The organism is Streptomyces sp. NPDC006265 (genome assembly GCF_040613555.1).
Classification (GTDB): Bacteria; Actinomycetota; Actinomycetes; order Streptomycetales; family Streptomycetaceae; genus Streptomyces.
On sequence record NZ_JBEXSH010000123.1, the window covers coordinates 1 to 14,796 of the forward strand.

At 70.5% G+C, this 14,796-nt stretch carries 14 protein-coding genes and 1 pseudogene; 8 read left to right on the top strand and 7 right to left on the bottom strand.

The genetic code is table 11. The features are described 5' to 3' along the window. The 3 genes from ABZ281_RS13145 to ABZ281_RS13155 all read left to right on the top strand — a co-directional run. Nucleotides 1-1,559, top strand: a 1,559-nt coding sequence (locus ABZ281_RS13145) for a trypsin-like peptidase domain-containing protein (protein ID WP_356654968.1), incomplete at its 5' end; no start/stop codon positions are given. A 218-nt stretch (nucleotides 1,560-1,777) separates the two neighbouring features. After that, nucleotides 1,778-2,218 carry a sec-independent translocase gene (locus ABZ281_RS13150; protein ID WP_356654970.1) on the top strand — a complete coding sequence of 147 codons (441 nt, stop codon included), beginning with the start codon at nucleotides 1,778-1,780 and terminating at the stop codon, nucleotides 2,216-2,218. A gap of 225 nt (nucleotides 2,219-2,443) precedes the next feature. Further along, nucleotides 2,444-3,115, top strand: a complete 672-nt coding sequence (locus ABZ281_RS13155) for a hypothetical protein (protein WP_356654972.1) — start codon at nucleotides 2,444-2,446, stop codon at nucleotides 3,113-3,115. Nucleotides 3,116-3,225: 110 nt separating this feature from the next. Here ABZ281_RS13155 and ABZ281_RS13160 read toward each other — a convergent pair whose 3' ends face one another. Genes ABZ281_RS13160 through ABZ281_RS13170 form a run of 3 tightly spaced genes read right to left on the bottom strand, consistent with a single transcriptional unit; the run spans nucleotide 3,226 to nucleotide 6,274 of the window. Further along, on the bottom strand, nucleotides 3,226-4,359 hold the full coding sequence (locus ABZ281_RS13160) for an Mrp/NBP35 family ATP-binding protein (protein ID WP_356654974.1): 1,134 nt from the start codon (nucleotides 4,357-4,359) through the stop codon (nucleotides 3,226-3,228). 42 nt (nucleotides 4,360-4,401) lie between these two features. Further along, nucleotides 4,402-5,001 (bottom strand): DUF1003 domain-containing protein, encoded by a 600-nt coding sequence (locus ABZ281_RS13165; RefSeq protein WP_356654976.1) that lies wholly within the window; start codon nucleotides 4,999-5,001, stop codon nucleotides 4,402-4,404. Then, nucleotides 4,991-6,274 (bottom strand): CBS domain-containing protein, encoded by a 1,284-nt coding sequence (locus ABZ281_RS13170; RefSeq protein ID WP_356654978.1) that lies wholly within the window; start codon nucleotides 6,272-6,274, stop codon nucleotides 4,991-4,993. Before ABZ281_RS13170 ends, ABZ281_RS13165 begins: the two co-directional genes overlap by 11 nt. A gap of 225 nt (nucleotides 6,275-6,499) precedes the next feature. On the opposite strand from ABZ281_RS13170, the gene ABZ281_RS13175 reads away from it, so the two are divergent. After that, nucleotides 6,500-7,255, top strand: coding sequence for a hypothetical protein (locus ABZ281_RS13175; protein ID WP_356654980.1), 756 nt, complete (start codon nucleotides 6,500-6,502; stop codon nucleotides 7,253-7,255). 4 nt (nucleotides 7,256-7,259) lie between these two features. On the opposite strand, the gene ABZ281_RS13180 is transcribed toward ABZ281_RS13175, so the two are convergent. Together ABZ281_RS13180 and ABZ281_RS13185 are read right to left on the bottom strand one after the other, a co-directional pair. Further along, nucleotides 7,260-7,772: a hypothetical protein gene (locus tag ABZ281_RS13180; protein ID WP_356654981.1), complete on the bottom strand. Its 513-nt coding sequence runs from the start codon at nucleotides 7,770-7,772 to the stop codon at nucleotides 7,260-7,262. Nucleotides 7,773-7,795: 23 nt separating this feature from the next. Then, entirely contained in the window at nucleotides 7,796-8,914 is a 1,119-nt protein-coding gene (locus ABZ281_RS13185) for a magnesium and cobalt transport protein CorA (RefSeq protein ID WP_356654983.1), read from the bottom strand. 455 nt (nucleotides 8,915-9,369) lie between these two features. Here ABZ281_RS13185 and ABZ281_RS13190 point away from each other — a divergent pair, with 455 nt between their 5' ends. Then, nucleotides 9,370-9,954, top strand: a complete 585-nt coding sequence (locus tag ABZ281_RS13190) for a suppressor of fused domain protein (RefSeq protein WP_356654985.1) — start codon at nucleotides 9,370-9,372, stop codon at nucleotides 9,952-9,954. Nucleotides 9,955-9,984: 30 nt separating this feature from the next. On the opposite strand, the gene ABZ281_RS13195 is transcribed toward ABZ281_RS13190, so the two are convergent. Then, on the bottom strand, nucleotides 9,985-11,247 hold the full coding sequence (locus ABZ281_RS13195; protein ID WP_356654987.1) for an MFS transporter: 1,263 nt from the start codon (nucleotides 11,245-11,247) through the stop codon (nucleotides 9,985-9,987). Nucleotides 11,248-11,408: 161 nt separating this feature from the next. Here ABZ281_RS13195 and ABZ281_RS13200 point away from each other — a divergent pair, with 161 nt between their 5' ends. The 3 genes from ABZ281_RS13200 to ABZ281_RS13210 all read left to right on the top strand — a co-directional run bounded on the left by ABZ281_RS13200 (nucleotide 11,409) and on the right by ABZ281_RS13210 (nucleotide 13,823). After that, the gene (locus ABZ281_RS13200) at nucleotides 11,409-12,050 is read left to right on the top strand and encodes a DUF6758 family protein (protein WP_356654989.1); all 642 of its coding nucleotides are present in this window, start codon (nucleotides 11,409-11,411) and stop codon (nucleotides 12,048-12,050) included. A gap of 113 nt (nucleotides 12,051-12,163) precedes the next feature. Further along, the gene (locus ABZ281_RS13205; protein WP_356654991.1) at nucleotides 12,164-13,024 is read left to right on the top strand and encodes a PHP domain-containing protein; all 861 of its coding nucleotides are present in this window, start codon (nucleotides 12,164-12,166) and stop codon (nucleotides 13,022-13,024) included. Between the two features lie 193 nt (nucleotides 13,025-13,217). After that, on the top strand, nucleotides 13,218-13,823 hold the full coding sequence (locus ABZ281_RS13210; RefSeq protein ID WP_356654993.1) for a MarC family protein: 606 nt from the start codon (nucleotides 13,218-13,220) through the stop codon (nucleotides 13,821-13,823). Between the two features lie 9 nt (nucleotides 13,824-13,832). Here ABZ281_RS13210 and ABZ281_RS13215 read toward each other — a convergent pair. Continuing rightward, nucleotides 13,833-14,796 (bottom strand): annotated as a pseudogene (locus ABZ281_RS13215) (serine protease); the annotation flags it as partial.

The following is a 14,796-nucleotide window of genomic DNA, read 5'->3' on the forward strand; positions in this document are numbered from 1 at the left end:
CGAACCATACGGACTTTGCCGAGCTGGTGGGGTCGTACAACATTCCCTTCCACCACATTCCGGTGACGAAGGACACGAAGTCCGAGGCGGAGGGCCCGGCGACCCCCGCGACTCCGGCGCAGGGCGTGGCGATACCGGGGCAGTCGCCCATGCCGGACGACGCGGCCGTGCCGTCGGTGCACGGCACGCCGTCCGCCCCGGCCACCGGGACCCCGGCGCCCGCTCACGCGCCTGCCGCTCACGCCACCGCCGCTCACGCGCCCGCCGAGACGCCGACCCCCGGCCCGCCCGCGCCCCTGCCGGCCGCGCCGGCCCACGCCGAACCTCCGGCACCCGCCCCTGCCCCCGACCCCTGGCAGCGCTACGACCCCTGGGCGGCTGCCGCGGCCAGCGGGGGACACGGTCCTCTCCAGCAGAACGGCGCCGCCGTGCTCAGCACGGAGCAGCGGCGCAAGCGCGGCAGGAAGTCCCTGGTGCTCGGTGCCGTGCTGCTCGCGCTCGTGTCCGGGGGCTTCGGCGGCGTCGTAGGGACGTATCTGGAGCGGAACGGGGGCGTCGGGACGGTCGAGCTGCCGCAGGCGGGGAGAGAGGCCTCGGCGCGGGACGCGGACAGTGTGGCCGGGATTGCCGGGCGGGCCCTGCCCAGCGTGGTCACCCTGCATGTCAGCGGCGCCGGCGAGCAGGGCACGGGCACCGGCTTCGTGCTCGACACCCGCGGGCACATCCTCACCAACAACCACGTCGTGCAGCCCGCCGGCTCGGGCGGCGAGATCACCGTGACCTTCAACGGCGGGCAGACCGCCCAAGCCGAGGTCGTCGGCCGGGACAGCGGCTACGACCTCGCCGTCGTGAAGGTGAAGGGCGTCGGCGGACTCACCCCGCTGCCCCTCGGCAACTCGGACAACGTGCAGGTCGGCGACCCGGTCGTGGCCATCGGCGCCCCCTTCGACCTGGCCGGGACGGTGACCTCCGGCATCATCAGCGCCAAGCAGCGGCCCATCACGGCCGGCGGCGAGAAGGGCGACGGCAGCGACGTGTCGTACGTCGACGCGCTGCAGACCGACGCGCCCATCAACCCCGGCAACTCCGGTGGGCCCCTGCTCGACGCCCGCGCCCGGGTCATCGGCATCAACTCGGCCATCCGCTCGGCGGACAGCGGCTCCACGCAGGACAGCAGCCGGTCCGGTTCGATAGGCCTCGGCTTCGCCATACCCATCAACCAGGGCAAACGCGTCGCGGAAGAGCTGATCAACACGGGGAAGGCGACCCACCCCGTCATCGGCATCACTCTGGACATGGACTACTCGGGCGACGGTGCGCGCGTCGCCACCGAAGGCAGCGAGGGTGGAGCGCCGGTCACCGCGGGCGGGCCGGGCGCCAAGGCCGGGATCAAGTCGGGCGACGTGATCACGAAGGTCGACGGCAGGCGGGTGCACTCCGGTGAGGAACTGATCGTCAAGACCCGCGCGCACCGCCCCGGCGACCGGCTGGAGCTGACCGTCGAGCGCGGCGGCAAGGAGCGGAAGGTCTCGCTCGTCCTCGGATCGTCCGGTGGGTGAGACATGAGGCCCCGGACTCGCGAAGACGCCTCAACAGGCCCCACAAAGGGGCCAACAAGGCAAACAATCGGGAAAGCGCTCCCACCTCCCGCACTCGGAGGTCCCGGGACAGTACCGGTCGGACAGGATCGCCGGGTACCGTGGATCCGGCCCGGACCACGGCAAGACCCGCACCGACCACGAGGGCCGAGGACCGAGGACATCGCAAGGAGCTTCAGGTGTTCAATGACATAGGACCACTCGAGCTGGTGACGCTCATCGTCCTCGCCGTGCTCGTCTTCGGTCCGGACAAGCTCCCCAAGGTCATCCAGGACGTGACGCGCACGATCCGGAAGATCCGTGAGTTCTCGGAGAGCGCCAAGAACGACATCCGGGAGGAACTCGGCCCGGAGTTCAAGGACTTCGAGTTCGAGGACCTCAACCCCAAGACGTACCTCCGCAAGCAGCTGGACAACGAGGACCTGGGGCTCAAGGAGATCCGCAACGGCTTCGACCTGAAGAAGGAGATGGCCGAGGTCACCGACGCCGTCCACAGCCGTGACTCCGACCCGTCCTCCGCGTCGTCCGCCGGCTCCTCCGTTGGCCGCATCGACATGACGAAGAAGCCGGAGACGCCCGGCCCGGACGACCGGCCGCCCTTCGACGCGGACGCCACCTGAGCGACACGCCCAGGGGCGTACGCCCCCGCGCGTGACGCGTTTCATACTCCCATCGGGCTGCGTACGGCCTGAACCGGGTGCCCGTGCGGCCCACGCGCCGGGCGGTTTCCCTGCTGCTCGCAGCGGTGTGGTTATGCTGCCGAGTTGTTGTGCGGACCGTGACGAGTACGCCCGAAGGGGGGCGGGCCGTTCCGGTCCGACTAGAGCGAGGAGGCGTCCGGGCACATGGAGACGACGAGTCGGGCAGTCGTGCAGACGCCGGCCGCGGAGGATGGACAACAGGTCCCTTCCGCCCGGCGTACGGTCGACGGCTACCTGCGTGCGCCCTTCCCGTGGTACGGCCTCGACGAGGCCTTCACGGGACCGCGCTGGCTGATGCAGGTCGGTACGACGGCCGACGGGGCCGTGGAACACGGGTCGATCGGGCACGGGGACGAACCCACGGTGCGCAACGAGCACGCCGCCGGGGGCGACCAGGAGGCCAAGGAGAAGTTCGCGGTCGTGGTGACCGTGGCGGCCAACCCCTCACGGCGCACGGCGGACGGGACGGGGCTGCTGGAGGCCACGTCGGTGTCCTCCGCGGCGTGGCTCGCGGGGGTGGGGCTGCTGTCCTTCACCTGGCCCGGGCAGATGGACCACACGCTGCGGGACGACTGGCTGGAGCAGCAGACCGAGACGGCGTGGGTGCTGGCGGACGACCTGGAGGGGGACGACTGGTCGACGCTGTCGCTTCCCGTGGACGGGGTGCCGACGGCGTTCCACTACCGGGAGTCCGAGTTCGGCTGGGTGCTCGCCGGGACCACGTCGGCGGGGGTTCACGTCGGGGCGTACGGCAGGGGTATGAGTGCGTACGGGCTCGGGTTCGCCGTGGTGAAGGACATCGCCGCGTACGCGTGATGTGAGGGGCGCCGGGTTGTTGGCGCCCCTTCGCCGTGAGCGGTGCCATGCGCGGGCGGCTGTAGGTCGTCGATGGCTGATCGCGCAGTTCCCCGCGCCCCCAGGTCAGATCAGAACTTGTTCCTCGGAGTGATACCGAGCGACAGGCCCGACAGGCCCCTCTGGCGTCCGCCCAGCTTGCCCGCGATCGCCCGCAGGGCCGAGCCCGCCGGGGAGTCCGGGTCGCTGAGGACGACCGGCTTGCCGTCGTCGCCGCCCTCGCGCAGGCGGACGTCGATGGGGATGCTGCCGAGGACCGGGACGTTCGTGCCGGTCGTGCGGGTCAGGCCGTCGGCCACCGACTGGCCGCCGCCCGTGCCGAAGACGTCGACCATCTCGCCGCAGTGGGGGCAGGGCAGGCCGGACATGTTCTCGACGACGCCGACGATCTTCTGGTGGGTCTGGACGGCGATGGAGCCCGCGCGCTCGGCGACCTCGGCCGCCGCCTGCTGAGGCGTGGTGACCACGAGGATCTCGGCGTTCGGGACCAGCTGGGCCACGGAGATCGCGATGTCGCCGGTGCCGGGCGGCAGGTCCAGGAGGAGGACGTCCAGGTCGCCCCAGTACACGTCCGCCAGGAACTGCTGGAGGGCGCGGTGGAGCATCGGGCCGCGCCAGACGACCGGGGCGTTGCCCGGGGTGAACATGCCGATCGAGATGACCTTCACGCCGTTCGCGGACGGCGGCATGATCATGTTCTCGACCTGGGTGGGAAGGCCGTCGGCGCCCAGCATGCGGGGCACGGAGTGGCCGTAGATGTCGGCGTCGACGACACCGACCTTGAGGCCGTCGGCCGCCATCGCCGCCGCCAGGTTGACCGTCACCGAGGACTTGCCGACGCCGCCCTTGCCGGAGGCGACCGCATAGACGCGGGTCAGGCTGCCCGGTTTGGCGAAGGGCACCTCGCGCTCGGTCTGGCCGCCGCGCAGGGCGGACGCCAGTTCCTTTCGCTGCTCGTCGCTCATCACGTCGAGGGTGACGTCGACGCGGGTGACGCCCTCGACCGCGGAGACCGCGTCGGTCACCCGCTGAGTGATCGTCTCCCGCATCGGGCAGCCCGAGACCGTGAGGTACACGGTGACCGCGACCGCCCCGTCCGCGCCGATCTCCACGGATTTGACCATCCCGAGTTCGGTGATGGGCTTGTGGATCTCGGGGTCGTTCACCGTCGCCAGTGCCTCGCGCACCGCGTCTTCCGTAGCCATAGGACGATGGTACGGCGCCGTACGGGGGCGTAGGAAAGCGTCTCAGCGGTCGTCTGCGTCACGTCCCCGTGGCCGTTCCGCCGGGAATACGACGGGGTCGTGCCGGTGGCCGTTCTGCCGTTCCTCCATTTCCTTGATCGTGTCCTGGAACTCCGAGCGGATCCAGTCGCGGGTGGCGACCTCGCCCAGGCCGATGCGCAGGGCGGCGATCTCGCGGGTCAGGTACTCGGTGTCCGCGATCGACCGCTCGTTCTGCTTGCGGTCCTGCTCCAGGTTGACCCGGTCGCGGTCGTCCTGCCGGTTCTGCGCGAGAAGGATCAGCGGGGCGGCGTAGGAGGCCTGGAGGGACAGCATCAGCGTCAGGAAGATGAACGGGTACTCGTCGAAGCGCAGGCCGTGCGGCGCGAAGATGTTCCACACCACCCACAGGATGATGACGACCGTCATCCAGACGATGAACCGTCCGGTGCCCAGGAAGCGCGCGATGCGCTCCGACAGCCGCCCGAAGGCCTCCGGGTCGTACTCGGGCAGGAACCGGCGCCGGGGCGACAGCGGCTGATCGAGGCGGATGGTGCGGGGCCGGGAGGCGGCCGTGGCGCCCGCCGGTGTGCGTTCGCGCAGGCTCTCGCGCTCAGGAGCCATCGGTGGCCACCTCCTCGTCCAAGTGGAACTCCGTCTCCCGCCAGTCCTCCGGGAGCATGTGGTCGAGCACGTCGTCCACGGTCACCGCGCCCAGCAGCGCGCCGGCCTCGTCGACCACGGGCGCCGCGACCATGTCGTACGTGGCGAAGAAGCCGGCGATGGCGGGAAGCTCCGCCTCGGGGTCGAGCGGCTGCAGATCGCTGTCCAGGATGGAGCTGACCAGGGAGGGCGGTGGTTCGCGCAGTAGGCGCTGGAAGTGGACCGTGCCCAAATACTTGCCGGTCGGCGTCTCGTCCGGGGGCCGGCAGACGTAGACCTGGGCGGCCAGGGCGGGGGAGAGGTCGGCGTTGCGGACACGGGCCAGGGCGTCGGCGACGGTGGCGTCCGGACGCAGCACGATCGGCTCGGTGGTCATCAGACCGCCCGCCGTGCGGTCCTCGTACGACATCAGGCGCCGCATGTCGGCCGCGTCGCTCGGCTGCATCAGGCTCAGCAGCCGCTCCTGCTCGTCCGTCGGCAGCTCACCCAGCAGGTCGGCCGCGTCGTCCGGGTCCATGGCCTCCAGGACGTCGGCGGCGCGCTCCTCCTTCAGCTTGCCGAGGATCTCGATCTGGTCGTCCTCCGGCAGCTCCTCCAGTACGTCGGCGAGCCGTTCGTCGTCGAGGGCGGCGGCGACCTCGGCCCGGCGCTTGGAGGAGAGGTGGTGCAGGACGTTGGCCAGGTCGGCGGGGCGCAGCTGCTCGAAGGTGGCGAGCAGGCTCTCGGCGCCCTGCCCCTGCTCCTCCAGGGAGAAGCCGGTGACGGCGGTCCACTCGACGGTCAGCGCCTCCCCCTTGGCGCGCCGGAAGGCACTGCCCTTCCTGCCCTTGCGGACGAAGACCCGGTCGATCTCCCATTCCCGGCGGGCCGGCAGCTGATGCACCGACAAATCGAGGACGGTGACGTCCTCGCCGGTCTCGGTGAGCGTCACGCGCCGGTCCAGCAGCTCCCCGAAGACCAGCCGCTCGGTGGGCCGCTGCTCGAAGCGCCTCACGTTGAGCACGCCGGTGGTGATGATCTGGCCGGACTGGATGGCGGTGACCCGGGTCATCGGCAGGAAGATGCGGCGGCGGGTGGCGAGTTCGACGACGAGGCCGAGCAGCCTCGGGGGGCGCTGCCCCACCCGCAGCATGACGACCAGATCGCGCACGCGCCCCACCTGGTCGCCGGCTGGGTCGAAGACGGCGACACCTTGGAGGTGCGATACGAAGATCCGGGGGGCGCCCGCTGCCATGGCCGCGGCTCCTTTTCGTGCGGGGTGGTTCGTGGTGGCTGTGTGGGTGGCTGCCTTTGTGCCTGTGTCTTCCGAATTGCCCGCTCGGGTGGGCTTCAGGCTAGCCCGTCCCGATCGGCGACGCGTCGGCGGGCGGTCCGGACGGACTGGCTCCGATCTGCCCGTACGACCCCGGTACCCTGCGGTACGCCGTTCAGGTCTCCCGTCAGAGAGGCAGCCCCACCTGTGACTCCGATTCGCCAGAACCGTGGCCGCGGTGCCGCACTCGCGAGCGCGATGGGCGCGCTGCTCGTGACGGGAACGGTGCTCACCGGCTGCGCGGAGGATCCGAACGAGGGCACCAACGGGGTCGGCAGACTCCCCGCCGCCGAGATCCAGGGCAAGACCCGGTCGGCCGCCGAGTCCGCCGGGGCGGTCCGGATGCACGGCAACGTCGTCAGCGGCGGGCGGACCTACGCGCTCGACGTGCGGCTGAAGGACGACGGCGGCGACGGCTCGGTCACCTCCGAGGGCGCGACCTTCAAGCTGCTGCGCATCGGCGAGCAGCTCTACGTCAAGGCGGACGCCGAGTTCTGGACTCACGGCGACGGCAAGGGCGGAGGCGGCAAGGGGGACGCGGCGGCGGCCTCCAAGCTCGGCGGCAAGTTCGTGAAGGTGCCGCAGGGCGACCCCTCGTACAAGAAGTTCAGCGGTTTCACGGACAAGGGTCTCCTCCTCGACAGTCTGCTGACCCTGCACGGGACGCTCGCGACGGATGGCCACGACGAGGAGGCGGGCGTCCGCACCATCCGCGTCACCGGTGACAAGGGCTCCGGCGGCACCCTGGAGGTCTCCCTCGAGGGCAAGCCGTATCCGCTGCGCCTGGAGCGGGCCGGCGGGGCGGGGACCCTCACGTTCTCCGGCTGGGGTGAGGACTTCTCCCTCAGGGAGCCGGAGAAGAATGAGACGGTGGACTACGGCAAGCAGCTGCCGGCGGCGTAGGCCGTCAGGCCCGTTTGCGCTTCTTCAGCAGCAGGCGGGGCAGACCCGCCGGGGCCGGCCGGCGGGTGAGCGCCGGGGACGGCAGCGGCGGCTCGGACAGGGAGCCGTCGGGCAGCGGCGCCGTCGCCCCGGTCGGCTCCAGGCGCAGCACCCGGCACTCGCGGGCCCAGCGCCCGGGCATGGCCTCGCCGTCGGGCGCGTTCAGCCGTTTGCCCTTGAGTTGGGCGACCGCCGCGTCCCACACCTCGGAGCCCGGCGCCAGCTCGGCGACCCGCGCCGTCCAGGTGACCAGCCGGCCGCCCTTGTCCTTGCTGCGGACCGTCACCGTCGCCTCGGCGCCGTCGGCCAGCCCCGGCAGCGGCTGCTCGCCCGGCCCGTCGCCGACCAGGCACGCGGCACCCTCGTGCCACACGTGCCACAGCGCACGCGCCGGGCCGTCGGGGCCCTGGACCCAGACGAGGCCGGACTTCTTCGTGGCCTCCTCGACGAGGGCCTGGTCGAGCAGCTCGCTTGTCATGGGGCCCAGCCTAACCAGGCCGCTCACAGCCATCCGTTCCGCTTCAGCGTGCGGTGGATGCCGAGACAGACGGCCACCGTGAAGCTCAGGATGACCGGGTAGCCGTACCTCCAGTGCAGTTCCGGCATGTACGTGAAGTTCATGCCGTACACCCCGCACACCATCGTCGGCACGGCGATGATCGCGGCCCAGGAGGTGATCTTCCGCATGTCCTCGTTCTGGGCGACGGACGCCTGCGCGAGGTTGGCCTGGAGGATGGAGTTGAGCAGCTCGTCGAAGCCGAGGACCTGCTCCTGGACGCGGGCCAGGTGGTCGGCGACATCTCGGAAGTACTTCTGGATGTCGGGGTCGATCAGCCGCATCGGCCGCTCGCTCAGCAGTTGCATCGGCCGCAGCAGGGGTGACACGGCCCGCTTGAACTCCAGCACCTCGCGCTTGAGTTGGTAGATCCGGCTGGCGTCCGAACCGCGAGGCGAGCCCTTGCGGCCCGGGGAGAAGACCTCGGTCTCCACCTCGTCGATGTCGTCCTGCACCGCGTCGGCGACGGCGATGTACCCGTCGACGACATGGTCCGCGATGGCGTGCAGCACGGCCGAGGGGCCCTTGGCGAGCAGCTCGGGGTCGTCCTGGAGGCGGTGCCTGAGGGCTCGCAGGGAGCCCTGCCCACCGTGCCGGACGGTGATGAAGAAGTCCCGTCCGGTGAAGCACATGACCTCGCCGGACTCGACGACCTCGCTGTTGGCGTCGAGCTGCTCGTGCTCGACGTAGTGGATGGTCTTGAAGACCGTGAAGAGGGAGTCGTCGTAGCGTTCCAGCTTGGGCCGCTGGTGGGCCTGGACGGCGTCCTCCACGGCCAGCGGGTGCAGTCCGAACTCACTGGCGATGCCGGAGAATTCCGCCTCCGTCGGCTCGTGCAGGCCGATCCACACGAAACCCCCGTCGCGGCGCACCAGGCGCACCGCCTCGTGCGGGGTCAGGGAGGTCTCGGTCTCGATGCGGCGGCCGTCCCGGTAGACGGCGCAGTCGACGACGGCCGAGGCGGCCGCGGGGCTGCGGGTGGCGTCGTACGTCCCGCCGTCCTTGCGCAGCGACACACGGGACGGACGGACGACTGCTGCGCGCAGGTCGCGGATCATCGACATGGCGGGCTCCTTCGCGGGCAGGCAACGAACGGCGCCGGCGACGGGTGGAACCACCCGGAATGAGGACGTGGTGACTACGGATGTTTGGCACGTCCACAAAGCGGGGAGCACCGCACCGTCGCGGTGGCCGGTTTCGTTACTGATTCAGCTACTGAGGCAGATCAGGCAAAGCGAAACGAAGCGCTCTTCCGCGGTGAAGCGAGTGCGAGAGGTGGCAGCCAGAGACAGAAGCAGCTACATCGGCGGCGCGAAGAGCGTGGTGCTACTGCACGGTCGACTTCGATCCATTGCAGCCCCACCTCCTCCGGCCGGTCCCTCGTAAGGGAGTTCCTTCGGCGTCGGGGCTTGATCGCGACGCTTCTGCGTGCTGCCCCGAACCACCGGGCAAGAGTAGCAGCCGACACAACTGTCAAGGTGCTGCTTTGCCCGCTACTGGCGAGTTCTATGCTCGCCGCATGGCAGATGTTCTTCCTCTGGTCGAAGCCCGGTTGCGCACCGCGCTGGGCGAACCGGACGCGCGCGCGGCGGTCACCTTCCTCGGCACGGACCGCATCGAGGTGCTGCGCTTCCAGCAGGGCGGCATCGCCCGCTACGCCTCGCTCGGGATGTCCGCGCACCCGATGACGGACCCCACCGCGGTGGTCGCCGACCCGGTCAAGGGCCCGCGCGCCGAGCTGGTGCTCTCGGTCCGTTCCGGGGTCGCCGACACCGACAAGGTGCTGCGGCCGCTCGCCGTGCTCGCCGCGTCTCCGCAGGTGGAGGGCCTGGTCGTCGCTCCCGGCGCCTCCCTCGACGTCGGTGAGCCGCTGTGGTCCGGCGCCCCGTTCACCTCGGTCCTGGTGGCCGAGCCGGGCGGGCTGGTGGAGGACCTGGAGCTCGACGAGCCCCTCGACCCCGTGCGGTTCCTGCCGCTGCTGCCCATGACCCCGAACGAGGCCGCCTGGAAGCGGGTGCACGGCGCGCAGGCGCTTCAGGAGCGATGGCTGAACCACGGGACGGACCTCCGGGATCCGTCCCGGAAGTCCGTCACGCTGGAGTGAGCAAGGTCACCAACGTCGTTCCGTGCGGCGTCAGTTGGCGAACACGGCGACCCCGTCCTCGGTCGCGTGCTTCGGCTCCGGCTCCTCCGCGGTGAGGGTCCCCCCTGCTTGAGTGGAGTCGAGAGCTTGGGGGAGTGTGAGGGCCTTCCGTCGTACGACGACCACGACCGCGCCCGCGCTCGCGGTGACCGCGGCCACCACGAACGGGATGTGGATGTCGGTCCACTCCTCGATCTTCGGCGCGAAGCACGGAGCGGCCGCCGCCGCGAACCAGCGCACGAAGTTGTAGCCCGCGCTCGCCACCGGCCGGGGCGCGTCCGATACGCCGAGGGCCAGTTCGGTGTAGACGGTGTTGTTCACGCCGATGAAGGCACCGGACAGGATCGTGCAGACGACGGCGGTGGTGTGGGAGCCGTAGCCGAGCACCAGGACGTCGGCCGCGAGCAGCATCAGCGAACCGCCGAGCACCTTCAGCGAACCGAACCGCTTCTGGAGCCGGGGCGCCACGATCACCGAGAAGACGGCGAGCAGCACACCCCAGGCGAAGAACACCGCACCCGACTTGTACGGGGTCATGTTCAGCACGAACGGCGTGAAGGCCAGCACGGTGAAGAACGTGTAGTTGTAGAAGAACGCCGAGATCGCCGCGGAGGCGAGGCCGCCGTGACCGAGCGCCTTGATCGGGTCCAGCAGCGAGGTCTTGCGGGCCGGCTTCGGCTGTTCCTTGAGGAACACCGTGATGCACAGGAAGCCGATGGCCATCAGGAAGGCCGTGCCGAAGAACGGGTAGCGCCAGCTGGCGTCGCCGAGCAGGGCGCCCAGCAGCGGGCCGCAGGCCATGCCGAGGCCGAGGGCCGACTCGTACAGCAGGATCGCCGCGGCACTGCCGCCGGCCGCCGCGCCGACGATGACCGCGAGGGCCGTCGAGACGAACAGCGCGTTGCCGAGGCCCCATCCGGCCCGGAAGCCGACCAGTTCGCCGACGGATCCGGAGGTGCCCGCGAGCCCGGCGAACACGACGACGAACGCGAGGCCGAGCAGCAGGGTCCTGCGGCCGCCGATCCGGCTGGAGACGAAACCGGTGACCAGCATGGCGACGGCGGTGATGAGGAAGTACGAGGTGAAGAGCAGGGAGACCTGGCTCGCCGTGGCGTTCAGGCCCTGGGCGATGGACGGCAGGATCGGGTCGACGAGCCCGATGCCCATGAAGGCGACGACCGATGCCCCGGCGGTGGCCCACACGGACTTGGGCTGCTTCAGGAGGCCGCCCGCTCCTTCGTCGGAGGGGTCCATTGCTTGCTCCCTTTCCCGAGTCGTAGATAGTTGGTATATGCATATACTAAGTTAGCCAGGCTAATTAATGCAAACTACATCTAGTGCGGGCGGTGAAGGGTTCCGTCCGGATGGGTGATCGTCCTTGACGCGGCGGGGCGGGGGTAGGACCGTGGGGCCCTATGAGGGGCGAACCCAGTTGCCCGAAGTGCGGTGGCCGGGTCAGGGCTCCCGGCCTCTTCTCCGACTCGTGGCAGTGCGATGTACACGGCACCGTTCATCCGGTGCAGCCCGTGATACCGCCGAGCGTCGAAGCCCTCAACGTCGTGGTGCACCGCACCCAGGTGCCGCTGTGGATGCCGTGGCCGTTGCCGGTGGGATGGCTGTTCACGGGAGTGGCCTGCGCGGGGGACGACCGCACGGGCGGCCGCGCGACCGCCGTCGCCTGCACGGGACCCGGGCCGCTCGGCGGCATGGGTGAGCTGATCCTGGTGGCCGAGGAACTCGGGGTCGGGCTCGGGGCGCGGTACGCGGGCATGGACGGTCCCGACCCGGGGCCGCACATGAACGTCGAGAAGCCGCCCCAGGCGAAGGTGCTGGCCGCCGGGCGGCCCACGCCGCTGTGGCATGTGGCCGGTGCGCCGGAGGACCGGGCGGTGTTCGCGGGGGAGGCGCTCGGGATGTGGCTGTGGGCCGTCGTGTGGCCCGAGCAGTCCGGGTTGCTGATGTACGACGAACTGGTGCTGGCGGATCTCCGGGAGGCGGGGGCGGAGGTGGAGCTGGTGCCGTGTGGGGCGTTGTCGCCGCGCTTGCTTCAGCCGTAGCGCCTGCGGGGGTGTAGGGGGCGCTTTCCGTGTTCAGGTATGACATCGGGCGTTGAAAATGCGGTTATCCTTGAGCAGCCCTGTTCGTACCGTCTGTGTCTGGAGCTCGTGTCGTGCGCATCGATCTGCACACCCACTCCACCGCTTCCGACGGCACGGACTCGCCCGCCGAACTGGTGCGGAAAGCCGCTGCGACCGGGCTCGACGTCGTCGCCCTGACCGATCACGACACCACCCGCGGGCATGCCGAGGCGATCGCCGCGCTGCCCGAGGGCGTCACGCTGGTCACCGGGGCCGAGCTCTCCTGCCGGATCGATGGGATCAGCATGCACATGCTGGCCTACCTCTTCGACGCCGAGGAGCCGGCGCTGCTCGCCGAGCGGGAGCTGGTCCGGGACGACCGGGTGCCGCGCGCCCAGGGGATGATCGCCAAGCTCCGGGAGCTGGGCGTGCCGGTGACGTGGGAGCAGGTGGCGCGGATCGCCGGTGAGGGGTCCGTCGGACGCCCGCACGTGGCGAGCGCGCTCGTCGAGCTGGGTGTCGTGCCCACCGTGAACGACGCCTTCACGCAGGACTGGCTCGCCGACGGAGGCCGGGTCTTCGTGGAGAAGCACGAGACCGACCCCTTCGAAGCGATCCGGCTGATCAAGGGCGCCGGCGGGGTCGCGGTGTTCGCGCACCCCGGGGCGAGCAAGCGGGGGCTCACGGTGCCGGAGGCCGCCATCGCCGAGATGGCCGCGGCCGGGCTGGACGGCCTCGAAGCCGACCACATGGACCATGACGCGGACACCCGGGCCCGGCTGCGGGGGCTGGCCAAGGAGCTCGGGCTCCTCGTGACCGGGTCGTCGGACTACCACGGCAGCCGCAAGACGTGCGTGCTCGGGGAGTACACGACGGATCCCGAGGTGTACGGGGAGATCACCCGGCGGGCCTTCGGGGCGTTTCCCGTGCCGGGGGCCGGCGGAGCCGTCTGAGGCCTCTCTCCCCTAGACCCCTAGACCCGTAGACCCGTAGGTCCGTAGGTCCGTGGATTCCTAGGTCCGTAGTTCCTTAGGTCCGCTGTAGGGCCGTTTCCCTTTCTCTCACCCGGCGCTGCCCGCTGCGCCCAGGCGTTCCGCGCTGCGCAACGCCTGCCCGCGGCGGCGGCCCCCTGCGCAAGGCTCACTCATGTTCGACCTCGCCGTCTTCGGCTCCCTGTTCCTGACCCTCTTCGTCATCATGGATCCCCCCGGGATCACTCCGATCTTCCTCGCGCTCACCGCCGGCCGCCCCGGCAAGGTGCAGAAGCGGATGGCCTTCCAGGCCGTCTGCGTCGCCGGTGGTGTGATCACCGTGTTCGGACTCCTCGGGCACCAGATCCTCAACTATCTGCACGTGTCCGTGCCCGCGCTGATGATCGCGGGCGGTCTGCTGCTTCTGCTGATCGCGCTGGACCTGCTCACCGGCAAGACCGACGAGCCGAAGCAGACCAAGGACGTGAACGTCGCCCTCGTACCGCTGGGCATGCCGCTGCTGGCCGGGCCCGGGGCGATCGTGTCGGTCATCCTCGCCGTGCAGAAGGCCCACAGCGTCGCCATGCAGGTGTCCGTGTGGGCGGCGATCCTCGCCATCCACGTCGTGCTGTGGATGGTGATGCGCTACTCGCTGGTGATCATCCGGATCATCAAGGACGGCGGTGTGGTCCTGGTGACCCGCCTCGCCGGCATGATGCTCTCCGCGATCGCCGTGCAGCAGATCATCAACGGCGTCACACAGGTGATCCAGGGGAGCTGACGGTCCCGGTCAGGCCCGCAGGACACCGCGGATCTCCCGGGCCGCCCTGGGGTGGCCGAGGTACTCCTCGATCTTGTGCGCGCGGTCGCGGCCGTTGGAGACGGCCAGCTGGGTGAGCTTCCCCCACCGTTCGACCTCCAGGGGGCAGCCGATGGCCACCGCGTCGGTGGGGCACCAGACGTTCACCCAGTCACGCACCCTGGGCGGCTGGTGCGGGCCTCGGGTGAGGAGCCGTTCGTTGACGCCGTCCAGGCCGAGCGGACTTCCCGCGGTGACCAACAGGACGGGGTCGAGGCCGTCCGGGAGCCGGGTCAGCAGGTCCATGCCCACGACCGTGCCCAGGCTGTGCGTGACCAGCACCAGCTCGCCGTTGGTCGGCATCGTCTCCATGACGCCGTCCAGCACCGCCTGCCGCACGGCGCTGTCGCCGAGGTACAGATCCACGTCCCGCAGGAACGTGGCGATGGTCCACTCGTCCAGGTCGGACCTGGCGGCCAGCCAGCTCAGCGGCCGGTGCAGCGCCCCGACCAGGCCCGAACCGAAGCCCTCGGTGGTCGCCGGCCCGTTCCGGGGCATGCCGGTCCGGGCGGCCGCCTCGTAGAGCAGCTGCTCGTAGGAGCCCGTGGGGGACTCCGCGGCGAACACCTCGGCGGCAGCGGCGGCGCTCACCCGGTCGAGAGCGATGGGCTCCGCCGTGCTCTCCCTGCCGCTCACGAGGTCGTGCAGTCTCGTGCCGTAGAACGGGAACCACACGTCCTCCGGGTCGAGCGTGGGCATGGAAGCGAGGGTGAGTCCGCGGTTCAGGCCGGCCGTCCAGGACAGGCGGAGTTCGTCGGGGTACTTCTCCTGCTGGTCCCGGCCGTGCAGGAAGACCAGGTGCTGACGGCCGCCGAAGGCGGTGCTGCGGGCCCGGAGCCCGACCCTGGGCCGCTGGGCCTCGGTCTCGCTCCCGGTCACGGGGACCGTCACCGGG